We start from the raw sequence: 18,499 nt of genomic DNA on the forward strand, positions 1-18,499 counted from the left end.
AGGGCAGCCTCTCCTGGCTGGCGGGTCCCCGGCGGTGCTGTCAGCCTGGTCACATGACCCAGATGCTGGACATGCCCCAGGTGCAGGACTGCTCGGTCGACAGCTGTTCGTACAACGCCGAGCACACCTGCCACGCCGGCGCCATCACCGTCGGCGGCGACCACGCCCACTGCGGGACCTTCGTGGAGATCTCGTTCCGCGCCGGGCTCGACCGCACCGGCGTCGTCGGCGCCTGCCACCGCTCGGACTGCGTGCACAACGAGGCACTCGAGTGCCGCGCGTCCGCGGTGCAGGTCGGCTCGGGTGCCGACGCGGCCGACTGCCTGACCTACAAGCCGAGCTGACCGCCTGAGTTCAGCCGACCAGCTGTTCCAGCTGGTCGGAGTCGGGCAGCTGCTCGACGACCAGCTCCGGCGTGCGCAGCAGCCCGTCGGCCACCGACAGCGCCGCGACCGGGTCGCCGTCGTCGACGAGGACGGCGCGGCCCGCCCCGGCCACACCCCGCAGCGCGGCGAGCACCGCGTGCCGGTCGCCTGCGGCCAGGCCCACGGTCAGGTGGTCGACCAGGACCACGGACGCCGTGCCGGTACGCGCCTGCTCGACGGCCGCCAGCCGGTGCGGCACGTCGTCCCCGGGGGTGGCGGTCAGCCGGACCACCGGCAGCGAGGCGTGGCCGCCGGCGCAGCGGGCGCTGCCCGGGTCCAGCGCCGCCATCGTGGCTGCCCGGGTGCCCGCCGGACCGACCAGGACCGTCACGCCGCCGACCGGCAGTCGCAGACCCATCGAGAACCCCACTTCACATCGAGTGAGGCGAGGCTAACCTGACCGCTCGACCTGGCGCCAGCCGCCCAGGTCAGGCGGGCGCCGCCCGGTCGTCGGGGCGCGGCAGCAGCCAGGAGAGGCCGGCGCGCTCCAGCGTCGGGCGCAGCGGGTCGGGCAGGTGGAGCACCTGCAGCTCGCTGCCCCGGCGCCGCGGCTTGCGGGCGAGGTGCACCAGCAGCTCCAGCCCGGCCGTCTCCAGTGCGGTGACCGCCTCGAGGTCGACCCGTTCCGGCCAGGACGACGGCGGCATCTCCAGCCGGAACCTGCGGACGGTCTCCCGGTCGATCCTGCCGCTGAGCCGGAGCAGGGAGCCGGCGCCGTCCTCGGTCAGCACGACCGCGCCCGATCCGCGGGGATCGGGGCTGCTGGTCACGACGGACTGGGTACCCGCTCCTCCTCGCTGAAACGTGACCCGGAACGAACCCGCAGGTCAGTGCGGTGCGACTCGCCCGGGTGAGGACGTCGCCGGTCGGCAGGGGGTGGCGGGACGCCCGGAGGGCGATGGGGGAGCTGGGGTCAACGGGGCGGGCGACGGTGACCGTCCGCGCCCGGCCTGCCGATGACGGTTGCAGAGCGCGCCGACTTCCCCGGCGCGGTCGTCGATCAGTGGGGGTCTCTGGCGTGAGCGCGTCGAACGGTCATCAGCCCAGGACGGCGGTGGGGCGGGATGCCGACGCCGCCTGGTGGCTGGTCGACGAGGACGGCGTCGTCCTGGCCGGGCCGTTCCCCAGCCAGCTGGACGCCGCGGTCGCGGGGCTGACCGCCGACGGCTGGTTCGCCGAGCCCGGCTACGGCGCGTGCCGGGCCGACGGGACGCTGTCGCGGCAGTTCTCCCCCGAGGACCGGAGCTGGCTCGCGCACCTGTCCTCACTGCTGGACCGGCTGGCCGACGACTGGGACCCGCTGATCTCCGACGCCGACCCGCTCACCGGGCTGGTCTGCGAGATCACCGCCGCGGTCGCGGAGGCCGGCCTGCCGCTGCACGACTGCGCGGGCCGCACGGCGGACCGCGCGCTGGGTGGCGTGTGCTTGACACCGAGCCCGGAGCGGGACGGGGTCGTCGTCTCCTGGACCCAGCACGACCGGACGTCGGTCGGGCGGGTGCGCGGCCCGGAGACCGACGCCGTCGTGCAGCAGACGATGAACGCCGCGGTGGCCGACGTGCTGTCAGCCTCGGGCTTCCTGGTGGAGGCCCTGGGTGCCGTGGCCGTCGTCCGCGCCGCCGACAATCCCACCACCTGGGAATGACGTCCCACTGAATGGTCTGTCTGGTGCATCCTGCGCGGGTGGACACCTACACGCACGGGCACGCCGAGCCGGTCCTGCAGTCGCACCGCTGGCGCACGGTGGAGAACTCCGCCGGGTACCTGCTGCCGCAGCTGCGGCCCGGGCTCGACGTGCTCGACGTCGGGTGCGGCCCGGGCACGATCACCGTCGACCTGGCCGCCCGGGTGGCGCCGGGGCGCGTCGTCGGCCTGGACGTCGCACCGGCGCCGCTCGCCGAGGCGCGTGACCTCGCCGCCCGGGCCGGGGTGGCCGTCGAGTTCGTCACCGGCGACGGGTACGCGCTCGCCTTCGACGACGACTCCTTCGACGTGGTGCACGCCCACCAGGTGCTGCAGCACCTGACCGACCCGGTCGCCGCGCTGCGGGAGATGGCCCGGGTCTGCCGGCCCGGGGGAGTGGTCGCCGTCCGGGACGTCGACTACGCGGCCACCACCTGGTTCCCCGCCTCCCCGGGCCTGGACCGGTGGCTGGAGCTGTACGAGCGGGTGGCCCGTCGCAACGACGCCGAGCCCGACGCCGGGCGGCGGCTGCTCTCCTGGGCGCACGTCGCCGGGCTCCCCGACGTCACCGCGACGACCTCGGCGTGGTGCTTCGCCAGCCCGGCCGAGCGGGAGTGGTGGGGCACGTCGTGGGCCGGGCGGGCTACGGCGTCGGCGTTCGCCGAGCAGGCGGTGGCCTACGGGCTGGCCACCCCGGCCGAGCTGCAGGAGGTCGCGGAGGCGTGGCTGGCCTGGGCGGCGGCCGACGACGGCTGGCTCGGCATGCTGCACGGCGAGCTGCTCATCCGCGTGCAGCCCAGCGGGTCGGGTTGAGCCGCCCCAGGAGACGTTGAGCCGTGTGCTGCCGCGGCTCAACGTCCGCTGGAGCGGGTTGACCCGGCCCGGCGCGGGGGCAGGCTCCGGGCGACGTCCCGGCCGGTGGCGACCCAGCGGTGCAGCGCGTCCTCGTCGTCCAGCACGTCGGGCCGCACCAGCAGCCAGCCGTCCAGCTCGCGACCACGCATCACCATCCGGGTCACGCCGTCGGCCGCGGTGAGCTCGTCGGCGCGCGCCGGGTCGCTGCGCACCATCAGCCCGTCCTGCCCGGCGACGGCGACGGCCATCGCGCCGTCGAGGAGGAAGGCCAGGCCGCCGAACATCGCCTTCTCCGACACCCCGTGCTCGGTGGACAGCGCGGCCCGCACGCGGTCGGCCAGCTCCCGGTCGTAGGTCATGCGCGCAGCATGCCGCGTCCGCGCCGGGTTCAGGCCGCTGCCGGCACCGGCGCCTCGTCGGCGTGCGCGATGTGCCGCAGCGAGCGCCAGATGAGCACCACGAACACCGCCGACCCGGCGAAGGCGAACCAGAACGGGGCGGTCACCCCCCAGTGCTGGGCGAGGACGCCGCCGATGCCCGAGCCGATCACCAGCCCGCCGTAGACGCCGACCACGTTGACGCTGCCCACCCGGCCCTGCAGCGCCGACGGCACCGCCCGCTGCCGCACGGCGACCGACGTCGTCCCCCAGATGAAGGCGTGCGCGCCGAACGCGAAGAAGACCGGCAGTGCGACCCAGGGGCTCGAGGTCAGCGCCAGGGCCAGGTGGGTCAGCGTCTCGACCACCAGGCCGATCCGCATCAGGTCGCCCAGGCTCACCCGGCGGGTGATCCACCCGTAGCTCAGGCCGCCGACGATGCCCCCGACGGCGCCGACGGTGGTCACCAGCCCGAAGCCGATCTCGCCCAGCCCGATCCGCTCGGTGGCGTAGAGCACCAGCACCGACCAGGCGGCGCCGAAGGTGACGTTGAAGATCGTGATGGTCAGCACCAGCGTGCGGACGGCGGCGTGGTGCCGCGCCCAGCGCAGCCCTTCGGCGATGTCGTGCCGCATGGCGGTGCGCGCGCCGGTGCGCGGCTCCCGGGCCGGCAGGACGACGCGGGTGACGAGCACCGCGCCCAGCGCGATCAGCACCGCCTGCACCCCCAGCGCCCACGCGGCGCCGACGGTGAACAGCGCCGCGCCGAGCGGCGGGCCGGCGAGCTGGTTGACGGTGATGAACCCGGTCTGCAGCCGCGAGTTCGCCACCGCCAGGTCGTCCCGGGCGACCAGCATCGGCACCAGGGTCTGCGCGCTGTTGTCCGCGAACACCTCGGCGGTGGCCAGCAGGAACAGCGCGGCCAGCACCACGGCGATGGACACCCGGTCGGTGACCACCGCCAGGGTCAGCACGGTGAGGACGACGGCGCGGGCGAGGTCGACGACGAGCACGATCAGCCGCCGGTCCAGCCGGTCGGTCAGCGCCCCGGCGACCAGGCCGAACAGCAGCGGCGGCAGCCACTGCACGGTCGCGGCGAGGGCGACCAGGAACGGGTCCTCGGTGAGCGCGGCCACCAGCAGCGGCCCGGCGGCCAGCGCGATCCCGTCACCCAGGTTCGACGTCCAGGAGGAGGCGAGCAGCCACCGGAAGCTGTGCCCCAGCCGCGCCGGGACGAGGACCTCACCGGCGCGGCTCACGAGGCCGGACCTTAGCCGGGCTCAGGGACGTCGTCGTCCGGTTTCCGCCGAGGGCGGACGTTCCACGTGCAACCGCCATGATGAGCGGAGCGGCGGGAGGACGACGGGGGACGAGCGTGCGGTGGTGGCGGGGTGGGTCACGACCGGTGGAGGACGCCGGACAGCGGGCGTACTTCGCGATCGACGTCCGGATGCTGCCGACCGAGCAGGGCGGACGACGCACGCCGGCCGGTCCCCGCTACCGACCGCAGCTCGATCTCGGGGAGCGGTCCGCTTCGGGCGAAGCGGTCCAGTGGGACTGCGAGTGGGTGATGGACGACGCTCTCGGACCCGGCGAGTCAACCGTCGTCTACCTGCGCCTCTTCGGGCTCTCGGACGAAGCACTCCGGTCGGGTCAGCACCTCGACTTCTTCGAGGGCAGGCAGCTGGTGGCCACGGGTGAGGTCGTCACCGTCGTCCGGGCCGGGGAGCCCCTTCCGCCCACGGTCGAGACGGCGTGCCGGGCATGCGGCTTCGACGAGGGCGACCACCGGTGGGTCGGCGGGTCCCCTCAGTACGTCATCTGCCCGGGATGCGGTGTCGAGTCCGGCGTGGGAGACGTCGGCTGAGGGCTGCGCCCTCAGGCGGGGGTGGGGAACCGGACGTGTGCCTCCAGGGTCGCCAGCGAGCGGTGCATCCCGATCGTCACCGCGGCCAGGGCGAAGAAGCCCTCGTCGTCGCCGATCTCCGAGCCGCGGAGCAGCGCGGTCAGCCGGTCCGCGGCCGCCAGCGCCGTCGCGATGGCGGCGTCCCGCTCGTCCGGCTCGGTGTCGGTGGCGTGGTAGGGGATCCGGACGACACCGGCCAGGCCGTCCAGCGAGTCGGCGAGCACCCAGCCGGTGCCGTCGTCCACCCGGTCCAGCCCCCGCCGGTGCGGCTGGAACTCCACCACCAGGGTGGTGAGGTCGTCGATCAGGACGGCGACCCGGTCCAGAGCGCGGGACTGCTCACGGATGTTGCTCGCGGTGCCCCGCCAGCGCCGGGCGCGCGGGTTGGCCCGCCGGGCGCGCTCGACCATCGCCTCGGCGCTGCGCATCCGGTCCAGCGCGTGGTCCAGCTGGTCGCCGCGCGCCTCCCACTCGCCGAGCTCGGGCACCTGGCCGCTGCGCAGCGACGCCGCGATCGTCTCCAGGTGCTCGGCGAGCAGCACCCGGGTGCGGGCGATCCGCTGCTCGGCGGTGGTCAGCTGCAGCGGCGGGAACAGCAGGCTGGTCACCAGCACGCCGATCGCGGCGCCCAGCAGGGTCAGCCCCGCGTAGCGCAGCGCGTACTCGGCCGGGTCCGCCGTCCCCACGGTGAGCATGAGGACGGCGGCGAAGCTCACCCAGCTGGCCTGCTCGCGGAACAGCCACCGCCACTGCTCCACCACGATCGCGACGGCGACGATCAGCGCGATGGTGATCGCGTTGGAGACCCCCCGGGTCGCCTCGAACAGCGCGACCGCCAGGCCGAACCCGACCAGGATCGCCACGATGCTGCGCCAGGCCGCCGACGCCGAGTCGGCGACCGTGGGGCTGACCGCGATCACCGCACCGAGCGGGGCGTAGTAGGCGTACTCGGACAGCGACGGCGGCAGCAGCAACGCCACCTGCCACGACAGCCCGGCTGCCAGCGCCGCTCGCACCGCCCGCTGCACCCACGGCTGCTGCAGCCGCGCGATCACCCACCCCACGCCGACCAGGATGGGCCCTGTCCTCGGGGTGCCGTGAGCCGGGGCGGGGTGACGTCGCTCGCCCGGGTCAACCCCCGCGGGCGATCCGAGGCATAGGAGGCTTTGCACCCGGTCCTGGCCGGGAAACCGGGTGCAAAGCCTCCTATGCCTGGAGTTCTCCGCCCTGGCGGGCGGCGTTGGCCTGGACGGCGGTGCTGACGTACCGCGCCAGGCCCGGTGCGATCTGCTCGTAGTGGGCGGTGAACCGCTCGTCCTCCACGTACATCCGGCCCAGGCCGGCGTGCATCTCGGGGGAGCAGTCGTAGAAGTTGCGGCTGATCTGCTGCCGGTGCTCCTCCGCCAGGTCCATCGCCCGTGGGGAGTCGGCGGGTACGCCGCCCGCCATCGCCTCGGCGAACCGGCGCTCGACGTCGTCGCCCTCGGCCTTGACCCGCAGCCAGTCCTCCTTGGTCATCGCCGTCGTCCGGCGCTGGGACTGGGCCCAGGCGTCGGTGTCGCCCCACCTCTCCTCGGCCTCGGCGGCGTACTCCTCCGGGAGCCAGTCGCCGAACACCTCGAACCGTTCCTCCGGGGTCAGGGAGATCCCCATCTGCCGTGCCTCCATCTCCTTCTCCACGGCCGCGACCATCGCCTGGGTGCGCTCGAGCCGGTCCCGCAGCAGCCGGTGCTGCCGGCGCAGGTGCGCCGCGGGGTCGGCGTCGGGGTCGTCCAGCAGGGTCGCGACCTCATCGAGGGGGAACCCGAGCTCGCGGTAGAGCAGCACCTGCTGCAGCCGGTCCAGGTCGTGCACGTCGTAGCTGCGGTAGCCCGCCGACGTGCGCTCGCTGGGCCGCACCAGCCCGATCCGGTCGTAGTGGTGCAGAGTGCGCACCGTGACGCCGGCCAGCCGGGCCAGCTCACCCACCGTCCAGCTCATCGCCCCTCCCTCCTCGGTTGACGGGGACCAGGCAACAGCCTGACGTGGCGTCAGGGTCAAGCCCGTTTCGGACGGCGGGACGGCGGGGCACCTCCGGGTCATGGCCGACTCCACGCCCGTGCCCGCCGACGACCCGTTCCCGCGTTCCCGGGTGCGGGTGCACGACCACGAGATGGCCTACGTCGACGTCGGGCAGGGCGACCCGATCGTCTTCCTGCACGGCAACCCGACGTCGTCCTACCTCTGGCGCAACGTCATCCCGCACGTGCAGCACCTCGGCCGCTGCCTCGCGCCCGACCTGATCGGCATGGGGGAGTCGGACAAGCTGGCCGACCCCGGGCCGGGCAGCTACTCCTTCGACCGGCACGCGGAGTTCCTCACCGGGTTCCTGCGGGAGGTCGGGGTCAGCGAGCGGGTCACCCTGGTGCTGCACGACTGGGGCTCGGCGCTCGGCTTCGACTGGGCGGCCCGCAACCCCGACGCCGTGCGCGGCATCGCGTTCACCGAGGCGATCGTCACCCCGATGATCTGGGCCGACTGGCCGCGGGCGGCCAAGCCGGTGTTCCAGGCCATGCGCGGGGCCGACGGCGAGCGCAAGGTGCTCGAGCAGAACGTGTTCGTGGAGAAGATCCTGCCCGCCGAGGTTCGGCGTGGCCTCTCGGCGGAGGCGCACGATCGGTACCGGGCGCCCTTCCGCGAGCCCGCCGACCGCTGGCCGACGCTGGAGTGGCCGCGGCAGCTCCCGATCGAGCACGTGCCGCCGGGCGTGCACGACGTCGTCGACCGCTACGGCCAGTGGCTGGCGCACAGCGAGGTGCCGAAGCTGTTCCTCAACGCGGAGCCGGGGTCGATCCTGGTCGGCCGGCAGCGCACCAGGGTGCGGCGCTGGCCGGCGCTGACCGAGGTCACGGTGCCCGGCGGGCACTTCGTACCCGAGGACTCACCGGACGAGATCGGCCGCGCGCTGGCGGAGTGGATCCCGACCCTGCGCTGAGCTGCCCTTGGGTGCCCGGGGGCGGTCAGCCGTGCCGGCCGCTGCCCTGGCGCTCGTGCCGGATCTGGGTCATCGCCTCGTTGGCCGAGGCGATCAGCGACTCCGGGGTCGACGCCCGCCCGGACAGCGCGACGCCGACGCTGAGCCGGACCCGGTGGCTGAGCTCCGGGGTCGGCTGCAGGGGTGCGTCGAAGGCGGCGGTGACCCGGTGGGCGATCCCCTCGGCGTCGGTGGGGTCGGTGATGCCGGGGCACAGCAGCACGAAGGTCTGCGCGCTGATCCGGGCGACGACGTCGCCCTGGCGGACGACGGAGACGAGTCGGCCGGCGGCCTCGGCGCGGGCGGCGTCGGCCAGGAGCCGGCCGTGGGTGTCCTCGACCGTGGTGATGCCGTCGAGGTTGCAGGAGAGCACCGCCAGCCGGCCGGTGTCGGGCCCGGCGGCGGCCAGGGCCAGCTCCAGCCGGTCGATGAGCAGGCTGCGCACCGGCAGCCCGGTGAGCGGGTCGGGGACCGTCCGCTGCCGGAGCCGCTGGGCGAACTGCCGCTGGGCGGCCACCACGGCGGCGGTCTGCACCAGCACGTCCTGCGACTGCTCGAAGCGGATGGTCTCCATGGTCGGTGCTCCCGTTCGCTGGGCGGCCGTCCCTCGGCCGTCACCGCAAGGAGTCGGCAGGGAGGCCGGGCCACTTGAGCACGTCGAGCCGCCGATCCCCCGGACGGGTGCGCCTACGGCTCAGGCTGCGCTCTGCGGACGTCCGGTCAGTGCGAGCCGGACGGCGAGGGCGCCGAGGACCCCGCCCATCAGCCACCGCTGGACGCGCAGCCAGGTGGGCCGGGTCGAGAGGAAGCCGGCCAGCGACCCGGCGAAGACGACGATGAGCCCGTTCACGGTGAGGGCGATGCCGATCTGGACGAGTCCGAGCACCAGGCTCTGCGCCGCCACCGAGCCGCGGTCGGGGTCGATGAACTGGGGCAGCAGCGACACGTACAGCACGGCGATCTTGGGATTGAGCAGGTTGGTGACCAGGCCCATCAGGAACAGCGTCCGAGGTGGGTCGGGGCGGAGGTCCCGTGGCGCGAAGGCGCTGACGCCGCCCGGTCGCAGCGCCTGCCAGGCGAGGTGCAGCAGGTAGGCGGCGCCAGCGATCTTCAGCGCTGTGTAGGCCGCCGGCACGGCGACGAAGACGGTCGCCAGGCCGGCCGTGGCCGCAGCCAGGTAGACGAAGAACCCGGCGGCGACACCGAGGAGCGAGACCAGCCCGGCCCGGCGGCCCTGCGTGACCGACCGGGACACCAGGTAGATCATGTTGGGCCCCGGCGTCAGCACCAGGCCGAGTTCCACGAGCGCGACGCCGGCGACGGCAGCGGTGGTGACCACGTCGTCCTCCTCCGCCCGGGTCCGGCCGCGACCCTAGCGCGCGCCGTTCAGCCGGCCAGGGTGCGCACGGTCTCGACCACCGCGACCACGGCGAAGAGAGCGAACAGCCCCGCGGCCACCCGGCGGATCACCGCGACCGGCAGCCGGTCGGCCAGCTTGCGGCCCAGGAAGGCGGCCAGCCCGGAGACGACCAGCAGCGCCGCCCAGGAGCCGAGGAAGACCGACAACGGCTCCTCGTACCGGGCGGCGAGCCCGGCGGTGGCCAGCTGCGACAGGTCGCCCCACTCGGCGGCGAACAGCACGCCGAAGGAGATCGCCGCCGCGCGCAGGAACGAGGTCTGCTCCCGGGCCGCGGCGTCGTCGGCGTCCTCGGGGCCCTCGGCCGCGCTGCGCCACAGCAGCACGGCGCCGACCACGAACAGGACGGCGACGACGCCGCTGACCAGGGCCTCGGGCAGCAGCGACAGCAGTGAGCCGGCGGTGACGGCGATCGCCACCTGCAGGCCGAACGCGGTGGCGACGCCGGTGAACACCGGCAGCGCGGGGAACCGGGTGGCGAGCACCAGGGTGGCGAACAGCGTCTTGTCGGGCAGTTCGACCGGGAGGACCAGGACGAAGGCGGTCAGGATGACCGAGGGGACCACAGTGCTCTCTTCCGCTCAGCACCGCCGAGCGGGGGGTGCGGGGCAGCCCTCGACCGGCGGCGCACCATCAAGGTGGCCGCGAGGCCGAAGGTCTCGCCCACCCGCGCCAGGCGCGGGCCCGCTGACCGGGCGCGCGGGCGCGCCAGCATGTCGACCAGCGGTCGGGGGGCTACTCCCCTTCTCGGTGCGCGAGGCTACCCGATGCCCCGGGGTGGGCCGCGTGCGCCGCCGCCGTGGCGACCCGCAGCACCTCCTTCACCGGCAGCCCGGTGCGGCGGGCCAGGGCGGCGACGTCGTCGAACTCGACGCTCACGTTGAGCACCTGCCCGTCGAGGCCGGCCACCTTCACCCCGACCCGGGAGCCCAGCACCTCGACGCTGCCGGGCACCCGCTGCAGCACCACCTTGCGCACCGGCTGCACCCGCAGCCCGATGGTCGACGTGCCGGCGAACACCACGGCCTGGACGGCGGCGACGGCGGCGGGCCGGCACAGCACCGACAGGGTGTGCGCCGGGCGGCCCTTCTTCATCAGGATCGGGGTGAGCCAGGCGTCCGACGCCCCGGCGGCCAGCAGGTCGGCCAGCACCCCCGGCCAGAGCCGGGGGTCCAGGTCGTCGACGTTGGTCTCCAGCAGCAGCCCCTCGGTCTCCGGGCCCTCGGGCTGGCCGGCCGGCTCGCCCAGCACCAGCCGGACGACGTTGGGCAGCTCGACCGGGTCACGGCCGCCGGCGCCGCTGCCCACCCGGGTCACCCGCATCGGCGGCAGCGTCGTCCAGCGGTGCACCCGGGCGGCCAGGAGCGCCGCGCCCGTCGGGGTGCAGGCCTCCGCCGGCACCGGGCCGGCGTGCACGGGGACGCCGGCGAGCAGCTCGAGGACGGCGGGCCCCGGCACCGGGACGACGCCGTGCGCGCCGCGGGCCGAGCCGCTGCCCAGCGCCACGGGGGAGGCGGTGAGCTCGGTGAGCCCCAGGTGCTCGAAGCCGGCGACCACCCCGACGACGTCGGCGAGCGCGTCCAGCGCCCCGACCTCGTGGAAGTGCACGCGGTCGGGGGTGACCCGGTGCACGCGGCCCTCGGCGACCGCGAGCCGCTCGAACACCGCGAGGGCGCCGTCCCGCACGGGCCCGGGCAGGGCGGCGGTGGTGAGCAGGGCGCGCACGTCGGCCCAGGTGCGGTGCACGTCGCTGGCCGGGGCGTGCACGTGCACCCGGGTGGCGCCCAGGCCGTGCCGGGTGACGGCCTCCTCGGTGAGGGTGACCGGCTCGACGGGCAGGGCCGACACCGCCGCGGCGATGACCTCCAGCGGCACCCCGGCGTCGACCAGGGCGCCGAGCAGCATGTCGCCGCTCGCGCCCGCGGACAGGTCCAGCCAGCCGATCATGGGGGAGAGCATGCCCGCGTGACCGCGGACGGTGATGGAACGGGTCAGTCGCGGGCGGTGCGGCGGGCGATGCGGGCGGCGAAGACGCCGGCGGACCAGCCGTTGTCGATGTTGCTCACCACGACGCCGGGCGCCGCGGAGTTCAGCATGGTCAGCAGCGCGCTGAACCCGCCGAAGGTGTTCGCCTGCCCGGCCGAGGTGGGGACGGCGACCACCGGCACCTCGGTGAGGCCGCTGACCACGCTGGCCAGGGCGGCGTCCAGCCCCGCCACCACGATCAGGCAGTCGACGTCGGAGAGCAGCGACGGGTCGGCCAGCAGCGGGCGGATCCGGCTGCCGCCGACGTCCTCCACCCGGACCACCTCGGCGCCGGTGACCCGGGCGACGAAGGCGGCCTCGGCCGCGATCGGGGCGTCACCGCTGCTGGCGCACAGCACCGCGATCCGGCCGACCGACTCGGGCACCGGGCCGACGGCGGCGGCCATCGCCACACCGTCCATCGTCGTGTAGGCGTCGTGCTCGCTGGCCAGCGCGACGAGGGTCTCGGCGCTGGCCCGCACCACCACGGCCGGGTGGTCGGGGTGGTCGCGGCGGGCCTCGCGGACCAGGGCCAGCACCTGCTCGGTGCTGCGGCCGGTGGCCCAGATGACGTCCGGCCCGGAGGGGGCGAGCACCTCGCGGGCGGCCGCCGGTGCGGGCGCGGGTGCCGGCGCCGGCTCGGGCGCGGCCGGCTGCTCGGCGCGCGGCCGCCGGGCGGCGGGGCGGAGCCGAAGAGCTCGTCCAGCGGGCTCCGCGGGCGGGCCGGCTGCACCGGCGGCTCCAGCAGCAGCGACGCGAAGCCGTTGACGGCGGGCTCCGGCTGGTCGTCGGTGGGGCGGTCGGCCAGCGGGGAGGTGCTCACGTCGCCGACGATAAGGGCGAGGTCGGCCGAGCCCGGGACCTCGTCGGAGGCCGTGCCGGGGGCCGTCACAGCCGTCCCATCGGCCTCGTCCGCAGCGCGGGTCTGGGTGACCCCGGACAACCGCACGACCCGGTCGCGCCCGGCCCGCTTGGCGTCGTAGAGGACGCCGTCGGCGGCGGCGAACAGGGTGCGGCGGTCGTCCCCGCGCGTGGCCTGGGCGATGCCCACGCTGATCCGCACCGGCACCTCGACGCCGAGCGCCGACCAGTCGTGGGTGGCGATCGACCGGCGGATCCGCTCCATCGCCCGCTCCGCCTGCTCGGCGGTGGTCTCCGGCAGCAGGATGACGAACTCGTCGCCGGCCCAGCGGCACACCTCGTCGGTGTCCCGGCAGCCGTCGACCAGCAGCTGCCCGACCGCCCGCAGCACCGCATCGCCCCCGGGGTGGCCGGCGGCGTCGTTGATCGCCTTGAACCGGTCGATGTCGACGACCGCCAGGGCCGGGGCGGCCCCGGAGGTCAGCAGCCCGTCCAGGCGGGCCTCGGCGTACCGGCGGTTGGGCAGGTGGGTCAGCGGGTCCTCGTAGGCCTGCCGGCGCAGCTGGCCGGCGGCCCGCTCGGTCTCCAGCAGGCTCTTGCGCCGGCCGAACAGCTCCACCCAGCGGGTGCGCCGCTCGTCGACCCGGTCCAGCTCGTCGGCGAGGTAGGCCTGCAGGTACGGGAGCGCGCGGGCGGCGTCGTCGAGGTCGGCGTGCAGCGTGCACAGCTCGCGCAGCGCCGCCCGGCGCAGCCGGGCCAGCCCGTGCTCGGTGGCCACGGTCAGCGCGGCGGCCAGGTGGTCGTCGGCGCGGCGCGGCTCACCGGACCGGCGCAGCGCCCGGCCCAGGCCGAGCTCCGCCGAGGCCAGCAGCGACCGGTCGCCGGCCCGCTCGGCGGCGCTGACGACGGCGTCCAGCAGCGGCAGCGCGGCGGTGTGCTCGCCGAGCCCGACCAGCGCCCAGCCGTGCACGACCTGGGCGTCCAGCACCGCGGGGTCGTCGGCGGTCAGCTCCTCCAGCGCGCGCTCGGCCAGCAGGCGGGCCTCGGCGAAGGAGGAGTGCGCGGACTCCGCGCCGCCGTCGTCCAGCACGCCCTCGCCGACCTCGGCGCACAGCGCGGCCAGCCGGGTGGCCGTCTGGCCCACCAGGCTCCGGGCCACGTCGCCGTCCTCGGCGGTGGCCGCCGCGGCGGCGGCGACCTCCGCGGCGCGGCGCTGGTAGTCCAGCGCCAGCGGCATCAGCTCCAGGTCGGCGAGCACCCCGGCCAGCGCGCTCAGCGTGTGCACCAGCAACGGACCGGGGGTCATCGCCGGGTCCAGCAGGCTGGCCGCCTCCACCGCCTCGTCCATCGCGGCGTCCACCCGGCGGGAGAGCAGCTCGATCCGCGCGTGCCGGACCAGCCCGGCGGCCCGCTGCAGTCCGTCGTCCTGGGCGTCGAACGCGGCCCGCGCCGAGCGCACCAGCGCGATCGCCTGGGCGGCCTGCTCGGCGGACTCCGACCGGGACTCCCGGTCGACCGGCTCGTCGTCACCGAGGGTGCTGCCCTGCAGGTCCAGCGGGGGCTCCTGCTCGGGGCCGCCGTCGACGAGCGGCTCGCCCAGCAGCGACCAGCCGGCCAGCCGCAGCCGGCGGACCAGCAGCTCCGCGCGCAACGTGTCGGCCCAGGCCCGGGCGAGCGAGGCCCGTGCGCCGGTCCGCTCGTCGGCCGGCGTGGCGGGCAGCTCGCCCTCGACCTGGCCCAGCAGCGTCTCCGCCTCGTCGAGTTCCCAGTTGGCCAACGCGGAGCTGACCCGCTGGTGCAGGAGTCCGGGCGGCACGAGGGCACTCTGCACGCTGCCTCCCGGCGTGTCACGCACCGGGGTGTCGGCCCGGCCGGCGGTGTCGCGGCCCCGGGCGCCGTTCAACCGCAGCCTCACGACCGGACCTCGCCGTCGTCGAACGCCCACCCCGGGCGGCGCGGCGCGCTGCCCAGCACCTGGGAGACCAGGTCGTCGACGGAAGCGGTGGCGGCGGGGGAGCGGGTCGGTACGGCGGACGGCTGGCCGCCCCCGGGGGCGCGCACCCGGTTGCGGCCGCCCCGCTTGGCGGCGAAGAGGTTCAGGTCGGCGCAGTCGAACAGCTCCCGCCACGACCGGGGACCGGACCCGCCGGACCCGCCGGACCCGTCGGTGCTGGCGACGCCGATGCTGACGGTCAGCGGCGCGGGGACCTCGAGCGCGGCCCAGTCGGCGTCGGCGACGGCGGCGCGCAGCCGCTCCATCGCGACCACCGCCTGCGCCTCCCCGGTGTCGGGCAGCAGCACCACGAACTCGTCGCCGGCCCAGCGGAACACCTCGTCGCCGGTGCGGCTGTGCTCCTCGAGCAGCCCGGCGACCGTCCGCAGCACGGCGTCGCCGTGCAGGTGGGAGTACTCGTCGTTGAACGACTTGAACCCGTCGATGTCGACCACCGCCAGCGACACCGGGTCCCGGTCGTCGCGCAGCTCGGCCATCCGCCGCTCGGCGCTGCGCCGGTTGCCCAGCCCGGTGAGCGTGTCCTCCATGGCGTGCCGGCGGAGCACCGCGGTCTGCCGCTGGGCCTCCCGCAGCCGGCTGCGCCGGACGAACATCTCCGCCCACAGCTCCCGGCTGCGCAGGTGCGCCCGGCTGGTCTCGGAGCGGTAGGCGTCCAGCCAGTGCAGCGCCTCGCCGGTCAGCCCGAGGGCCGCGGTCGCCTGGCCGAGCTCCAGCAGGCACTGGCGGTAGCGGCGGCGGTCGCCGGCCGCGGCGAAGGCGCCGGTGGCCGAGACGAGCAGCTGCAGCGACTCCTCGCCCAGCTCCGACGGTGGCGTGGCGCCGGTGGGGAGCACCTCCCGGGCGCACATCCGGGCCAGCAGCCGGGCCAGCGCGAGGTCGGCGTAGCCGGCGAGCCAGGGGCCCCCGTCGCCGGCGGCGAGGTGGCGGTGGACGCGGCGCAGCGGGGGCAGCGCGGCGTCCAGCTCACCGGTGAGCGTCAGCGCCCACGCCTGCACCACGTCGAGCAGGTCGAGGTCGGCGTCGGTGGGCTCCCAGTCGAGCTGCCGGGCCTCGGTGGCGTACCGCAGCGCGGCCTCGGCCAGCTCCCGGGACCGGGCCAGGTCACCGCGCCGCTGCACCGTCTGCGCCAGTTCGGCGTGCTGCTGGGCACACAGCCGCAGCAGCTGCCAGCGGTCACCCAGGTCGGGCAGCTGCCCGGCGACGCGGGCGCCGCGCCGGGCCTGGCCGACGGCGAGCTCCTCCAGGTCCAGCCGGGTCAGCGCGAGGGAGAGCCAGTGGTGGGCCTGGTGCAGGGCGCGGGGCGAGACGGTGGCGCCCGGCTCACCGGCCGGCGCGCCGAGCTGGTCGGCCAGCAGGCTCGCGTCGACGGCCAGCTGCAGGGCGGCGTCGTACCGGTCGGCGCAGGCCTCGACGTGCGCCAGGTAGGCCAGGGTCAGCGCCCGGTCGGCCGACGCCGGGCAGTGCTCGAGCGCCGCGCGCGCAGCGGCGACGGCGGCGGCGGCTCCGTCGGTGTCGCCGTCCAGCAGGAGGGCGCGGGCACCGAAGGCGTGCGACCAGGCGCTCCACGCGGGCTGCCGGGCGGCGGTGAGCACGACGGAGACCCGCCCCAGCTCCTCGGTGAAGGCGTGCGCGTCCTCGGCGCTGCTGGCCGCCAGGAGGCGCCAGCGGGCCGTGTCGAGCATCGGCTCGAGGGTGTCGGGTCCCGCGGTCACGCACACCTCCTGTCAACTGTCGGGGGACGTGACGAGCACGCACCCGGCCGGTGACGAGGCAGCTCCCCCCGCGCCGGGACCTGGATCCGACGCGGCCGCACTACCCTCACCGGATGCCGCGCGCAGACTCCCGCACAGCGCCGACGAGGTTCGCCTATCTCGGGCCCGAGGGTACCTTCGCCGAGGCCGCCCTCGCCGTGCTGACCTCCGACGCCGATGAGCCCGCCCACGTCCGTGCCCACGTCGATGCCCGCCCGGCGCCGAGCGTCGCCGCAGCGCTCGCGGCCGTGCGCGCCGGCGACCGGGACGCCGCCCTGGTGCCGCTGGAGAACTCGGTCGAGGGCTCGGTGCCGGCCACGATGGACGGGCTGGTCGACGGCGCGCCGCTGGTGATCACCCGGGAGGTGTTCCTGCCGGTGGCCTTCGTGCTGGCCGTGCGCCCGGGCACCGACGCCGCCGGGGTCCGGTCGGTGGCCAGCCACCCGCACGCCCTGGCCCAGTGCCGGGCCCGGGTCGCCGAGCTGGTGCCGGAGGCCGACGTCGTCCCGGCCGGGTCGACCGCCGACGCCGCGCGCCGGGTCGCCGACGGCGAGCACGACGCCGCGGTCTGCGCGGCGATCGCCGCGGAGCGGTACGGGTTGGTGGCGCTGGCCACCGACCTGGCCGACCACCCCGGTGCGGTGACCCGGTTCGTGCTGGTCGAGCGGCCGGGGCCGCTGCCGGCGCCCACCGGGGCGGACAAGACCACGGTCACCGCGGTGGTCGCCGACCGCACCGGCGCCCTGCTCGACCTGCTGGCCGAGTTCGCCGTGCGGGGGATCAGCCTGACCCGGATCGAGTCGCGCCCCACCCGCGAACGGCTGGGGGTCTACTCCTTCTCCATCGACTGCGAGGGGCACGTCGCCGACCAGCGGGTGGGTGACGCGCTGGCCGCGCTGCACCGGGCGGCCGACGAGGTGCGCTTCCTCGGCTCGTACCCGCGCGCCGACGCCCAGGCCGGCAAGCCGGTGGCGGAGCGGGTCGGCGACGCGGCGTTCACCGCGGCCGAGGAGTGGCTGGCCCGGGTGCGCGCCGGGACGGCCGGGCAGGGCTGAGCCGCCCTCCCGGGTGCACGATCCGACCGCCACGGTGACCCAGTGTGCGCGCTCAGGGACGCGCTGCACACCCTTGGTACCGGACCGTTCCGTCCCGCGCGCGTTCTCGCCGCGCGGCGGAGCCCGGACGGGTGTCTGCTGTCAGCGTGGCGCAGCGCTGGGTGGCGACGGACTTCGGCGGGCTCGACGTCTTCGAGCTCCAGCAGTACGAGGTGCCCCCGCCGGGCCCCGGGGAGGTGACCATCGCGGTCACCGCCGCCGGGATGAACCCCGCCGACGCCAAGCACGTCGCGCGCGGGGGCGACCGGGACCAGCTGCCGGTGCCGGTCGGCTACGAGGTGGCCGGGCGCATCACCGCGGTCGGCGCGGACACCGAGATCGCCGCCGGCGGCGGCGAGGTCGGCGACGAGGTGCTCGCCTTCCGGATCGCCGGCGGGTACGCCACCGAGGTCACCGTGCCGGCGTCGGCGGTGTTCGCCCGCCCACCGGCGCTGGCGCCGGAGGAGGCGGCGAACCTGCTGCTCGCCGGCACCACGGCCGCCGAGATGCTGCACGTCACCGGCGTGACGGCCGGCGACACCGTGCTGCTGCACGGGGCCTCCGGCGCGGTCGGGGTGAGCGTGCTGCAGCAGGCCGCGCTGCTCGGCGCCCGGGTGATCGGCACCGCGGGGGAGGGCAGCGCCGACGTCGTCCGGCGGTTCGGGGGCGAGCCGGTGCGCTACGGCGACGGGTTGGCCGACCGGGTGCGCGCGCTCGCGCCGGACGGCGTGCAGGCGGCCCTCGACGCGGTCGGCACCGACGAGGCGGTCGACGTCTCGCTGGCGCTGGTGGCCGACCGGGAGCGGATCGTCACCATCGCGGCGGCCGGCCGGGCCGAGTCCGACGGCATCCGCATGATCGGCGGCGCGATGCCGGACAGCGCTGCCTACCGCGACTCGGTGCGCGCCCCACTGATCGAGCTCGCCGCGGACGGCCGGCTCGTCGTCCCGATGGCCCGCACCTTCCCGCTCACCGAGGCCCGGCAGGCGCTGGACCTGCTGATGAGCGGCCACCCCGGCGGGAAGCTCGCCCTGCTGCCGTGAGCGCTTGCGGTGGAGTGCACTCCAGCTCCTAGCGT

Annotated in this window: 20 protein-coding genes; 7 read left to right on the forward strand and 13 right to left on the reverse strand. The window is 75.8% G+C overall.

Features of this window, described 5'->3' with window-relative positions:
* Nucleotides 1–53 precede the first annotated feature (53 nt).
* On the forward strand, nucleotides 54–344 hold the full coding sequence (locus JD78_RS18735; protein ID WP_153361424.1) for a DUF1540 domain-containing protein: 291 nt from the start codon (nucleotides 54–56) through the stop codon (nucleotides 342–344).
* A gap of 10 nt (nucleotides 345–354) precedes the next feature.
* On the opposite strand, the gene JD78_RS18740 is transcribed toward JD78_RS18735, so the two are convergent.
* Nucleotides 355–783, reverse strand: a complete 429-nt coding sequence (locus JD78_RS18740; RefSeq protein WP_153361423.1) for a hypothetical protein — start codon at nucleotides 781–783, stop codon at nucleotides 355–357.
* 70 nt (nucleotides 784–853) lie between these two features.
* Nucleotides 854–1,195, reverse strand: a complete 342-nt coding sequence (locus JD78_RS18745; RefSeq protein WP_153361422.1) for an STAS domain-containing protein — start codon at nucleotides 1,193–1,195, stop codon at nucleotides 854–856.
* A 248-nt stretch (nucleotides 1,196–1,443) separates the two neighbouring features.
* On the opposite strand from JD78_RS18745, the gene JD78_RS18750 reads away from it, so the two are divergent.
* Together JD78_RS18750 and JD78_RS18755 are read left to right on the forward strand one after the other, a co-directional pair.
* Nucleotides 1,444–2,070 carry a hypothetical protein gene (locus JD78_RS18750; RefSeq protein ID WP_153361421.1) on the forward strand — a complete coding sequence of 209 codons (627 nt, stop codon included), beginning with the start codon at nucleotides 1,444–1,446 and terminating at the stop codon, nucleotides 2,068–2,070.
* A gap of 38 nt (nucleotides 2,071–2,108) precedes the next feature.
* Nucleotides 2,109–2,921, forward strand: a complete 813-nt coding sequence (locus JD78_RS18755) for a methyltransferase domain-containing protein (protein WP_228395279.1) — start codon at nucleotides 2,109–2,111, stop codon at nucleotides 2,919–2,921.
* Nucleotides 2,922–2,959: 38 nt separating this feature from the next.
* On the opposite strand, the gene JD78_RS18760 is transcribed toward JD78_RS18755, so the two are convergent.
* Together JD78_RS18760 and JD78_RS18765 are read right to left on the reverse strand one after the other, a co-directional pair.
* On the reverse strand, nucleotides 2,960–3,322 hold the full coding sequence (locus tag JD78_RS18760) for a TfoX/Sxy family protein (protein ID WP_153361419.1): 363 nt from the start codon (nucleotides 3,320–3,322) through the stop codon (nucleotides 2,960–2,962).
* 29 nt (nucleotides 3,323–3,351) lie between these two features.
* Complete coding sequence (locus JD78_RS18765; RefSeq protein ID WP_153361418.1) at nucleotides 3,352–4,599, reverse strand: MFS transporter; 1,248 nt, start codon at nucleotides 4,597–4,599, stop codon at nucleotides 3,352–3,354.
* Between the two features lie 146 nt (nucleotides 4,600–4,745).
* Here JD78_RS18765 and JD78_RS18770 point away from each other — a divergent pair, with 146 nt between their 5' ends.
* Nucleotides 4,746–5,207, forward strand: a complete 462-nt coding sequence (locus tag JD78_RS18770) for a hypothetical protein (protein WP_153361417.1) — start codon at nucleotides 4,746–4,748, stop codon at nucleotides 5,205–5,207.
* 11 nt (nucleotides 5,208–5,218) lie between these two features.
* On the opposite strand, the gene JD78_RS18775 is transcribed toward JD78_RS18770, so the two are convergent.
* Both JD78_RS18775 and JD78_RS18780 read right to left on the reverse strand, forming a co-directional pair.
* On the reverse strand, nucleotides 5,219–6,310 hold the full coding sequence (locus JD78_RS18775) for an FUSC family protein (protein ID WP_166521298.1): 1,092 nt from the start codon (nucleotides 6,308–6,310) through the stop codon (nucleotides 5,219–5,221).
* 142 nt (nucleotides 6,311–6,452) lie between these two features.
* Nucleotides 6,453–7,226: a MerR family transcriptional regulator gene (locus tag JD78_RS18780; protein WP_166521299.1), complete on the reverse strand. Its 774-nt coding sequence runs from the start codon at nucleotides 7,224–7,226 to the stop codon at nucleotides 6,453–6,455.
* A gap of 100 nt (nucleotides 7,227–7,326) precedes the next feature.
* On the opposite strand from JD78_RS18780, the gene JD78_RS18785 reads away from it, so the two are divergent.
* Nucleotides 7,327–8,220 (forward strand): haloalkane dehalogenase, encoded by an 894-nt coding sequence (locus JD78_RS18785; protein WP_153362249.1) that lies wholly within the window; start codon nucleotides 7,327–7,329, stop codon nucleotides 8,218–8,220.
* 25 nt (nucleotides 8,221–8,245) lie between these two features.
* Here JD78_RS18785 and JD78_RS18790 read toward each other — a convergent pair whose 3' ends face one another.
* From JD78_RS18790 to JD78_RS18815, 7 genes are all read right to left on the reverse strand, one after another.
* Nucleotides 8,246–8,833: a GGDEF domain-containing protein gene (locus tag JD78_RS18790; RefSeq protein ID WP_166521300.1), complete on the reverse strand. Its 588-nt coding sequence runs from the start codon at nucleotides 8,831–8,833 to the stop codon at nucleotides 8,246–8,248.
* Between the two features lie 120 nt (nucleotides 8,834–8,953).
* The gene (locus JD78_RS18795; protein ID WP_153362659.1) at nucleotides 8,954–9,598 is read right to left on the reverse strand and encodes a LysE family translocator; all 645 of its coding nucleotides are present in this window, start codon (nucleotides 9,596–9,598) and stop codon (nucleotides 8,954–8,956) included.
* Between the two features lie 47 nt (nucleotides 9,599–9,645).
* Entirely contained in the window at nucleotides 9,646–10,242 is a 597-nt protein-coding gene (locus JD78_RS18800; protein ID WP_166521301.1) for a TMEM165/GDT1 family protein, read from the reverse strand.
* Nucleotides 10,243–10,411: 169 nt separating this feature from the next.
* Nucleotides 10,412–11,635, reverse strand: a complete 1,224-nt coding sequence (larC, locus tag JD78_RS18805) for a nickel pincer cofactor biosynthesis protein LarC (protein ID WP_228395417.1) — start codon at nucleotides 11,633–11,635, stop codon at nucleotides 10,412–10,414.
* A gap of 32 nt (nucleotides 11,636–11,667) precedes the next feature.
* Entirely contained in the window at nucleotides 11,668–11,976 is a 309-nt protein-coding gene (locus JD78_RS22420; RefSeq protein ID WP_243731082.1) for an AIR carboxylase family protein, read from the reverse strand.
* Nucleotides 11,901–14,477, reverse strand: a complete 2,577-nt coding sequence (locus JD78_RS18810) for a GGDEF domain-containing protein (protein WP_243731083.1) — start codon at nucleotides 14,475–14,477, stop codon at nucleotides 11,901–11,903. Before JD78_RS18810 ends, JD78_RS22420 begins: the two co-directional genes overlap by 76 nt.
* Entirely contained in the window at nucleotides 14,474–16,288 is a 1,815-nt protein-coding gene (locus JD78_RS18815; protein ID WP_243731084.1) for a GGDEF domain-containing protein, read from the reverse strand. Before JD78_RS18815 ends, JD78_RS18810 begins: the two co-directional genes overlap by 4 nt.
* 113 nt (nucleotides 16,289–16,401) lie before the next feature.
* On the opposite strand from JD78_RS18815, the gene pheA reads away from it, so the two are divergent.
* Both pheA and JD78_RS18825 read left to right on the forward strand, forming a co-directional pair.
* Nucleotides 16,402–17,382 (forward strand): prephenate dehydratase, encoded by a 981-nt coding sequence (gene pheA, locus JD78_RS18820; RefSeq protein WP_153362247.1) that lies wholly within the window; start codon nucleotides 16,402–16,404, stop codon nucleotides 17,380–17,382.
* Nucleotides 17,383–17,513: 131 nt separating this feature from the next.
* Nucleotides 17,514–18,464, forward strand: a complete 951-nt coding sequence (locus JD78_RS18825; protein WP_228395415.1) for a quinone oxidoreductase family protein — start codon at nucleotides 17,514–17,516, stop codon at nucleotides 18,462–18,464.
* Nucleotides 18,465–18,499 lie beyond the last annotated feature (35 nt).

The organism is Modestobacter roseus (assembly GCF_007994135.1).
In the GTDB taxonomy this organism is placed as follows: Bacteria; Actinomycetota; Actinomycetes; order Mycobacteriales; family Geodermatophilaceae; genus Modestobacter; species Modestobacter roseus.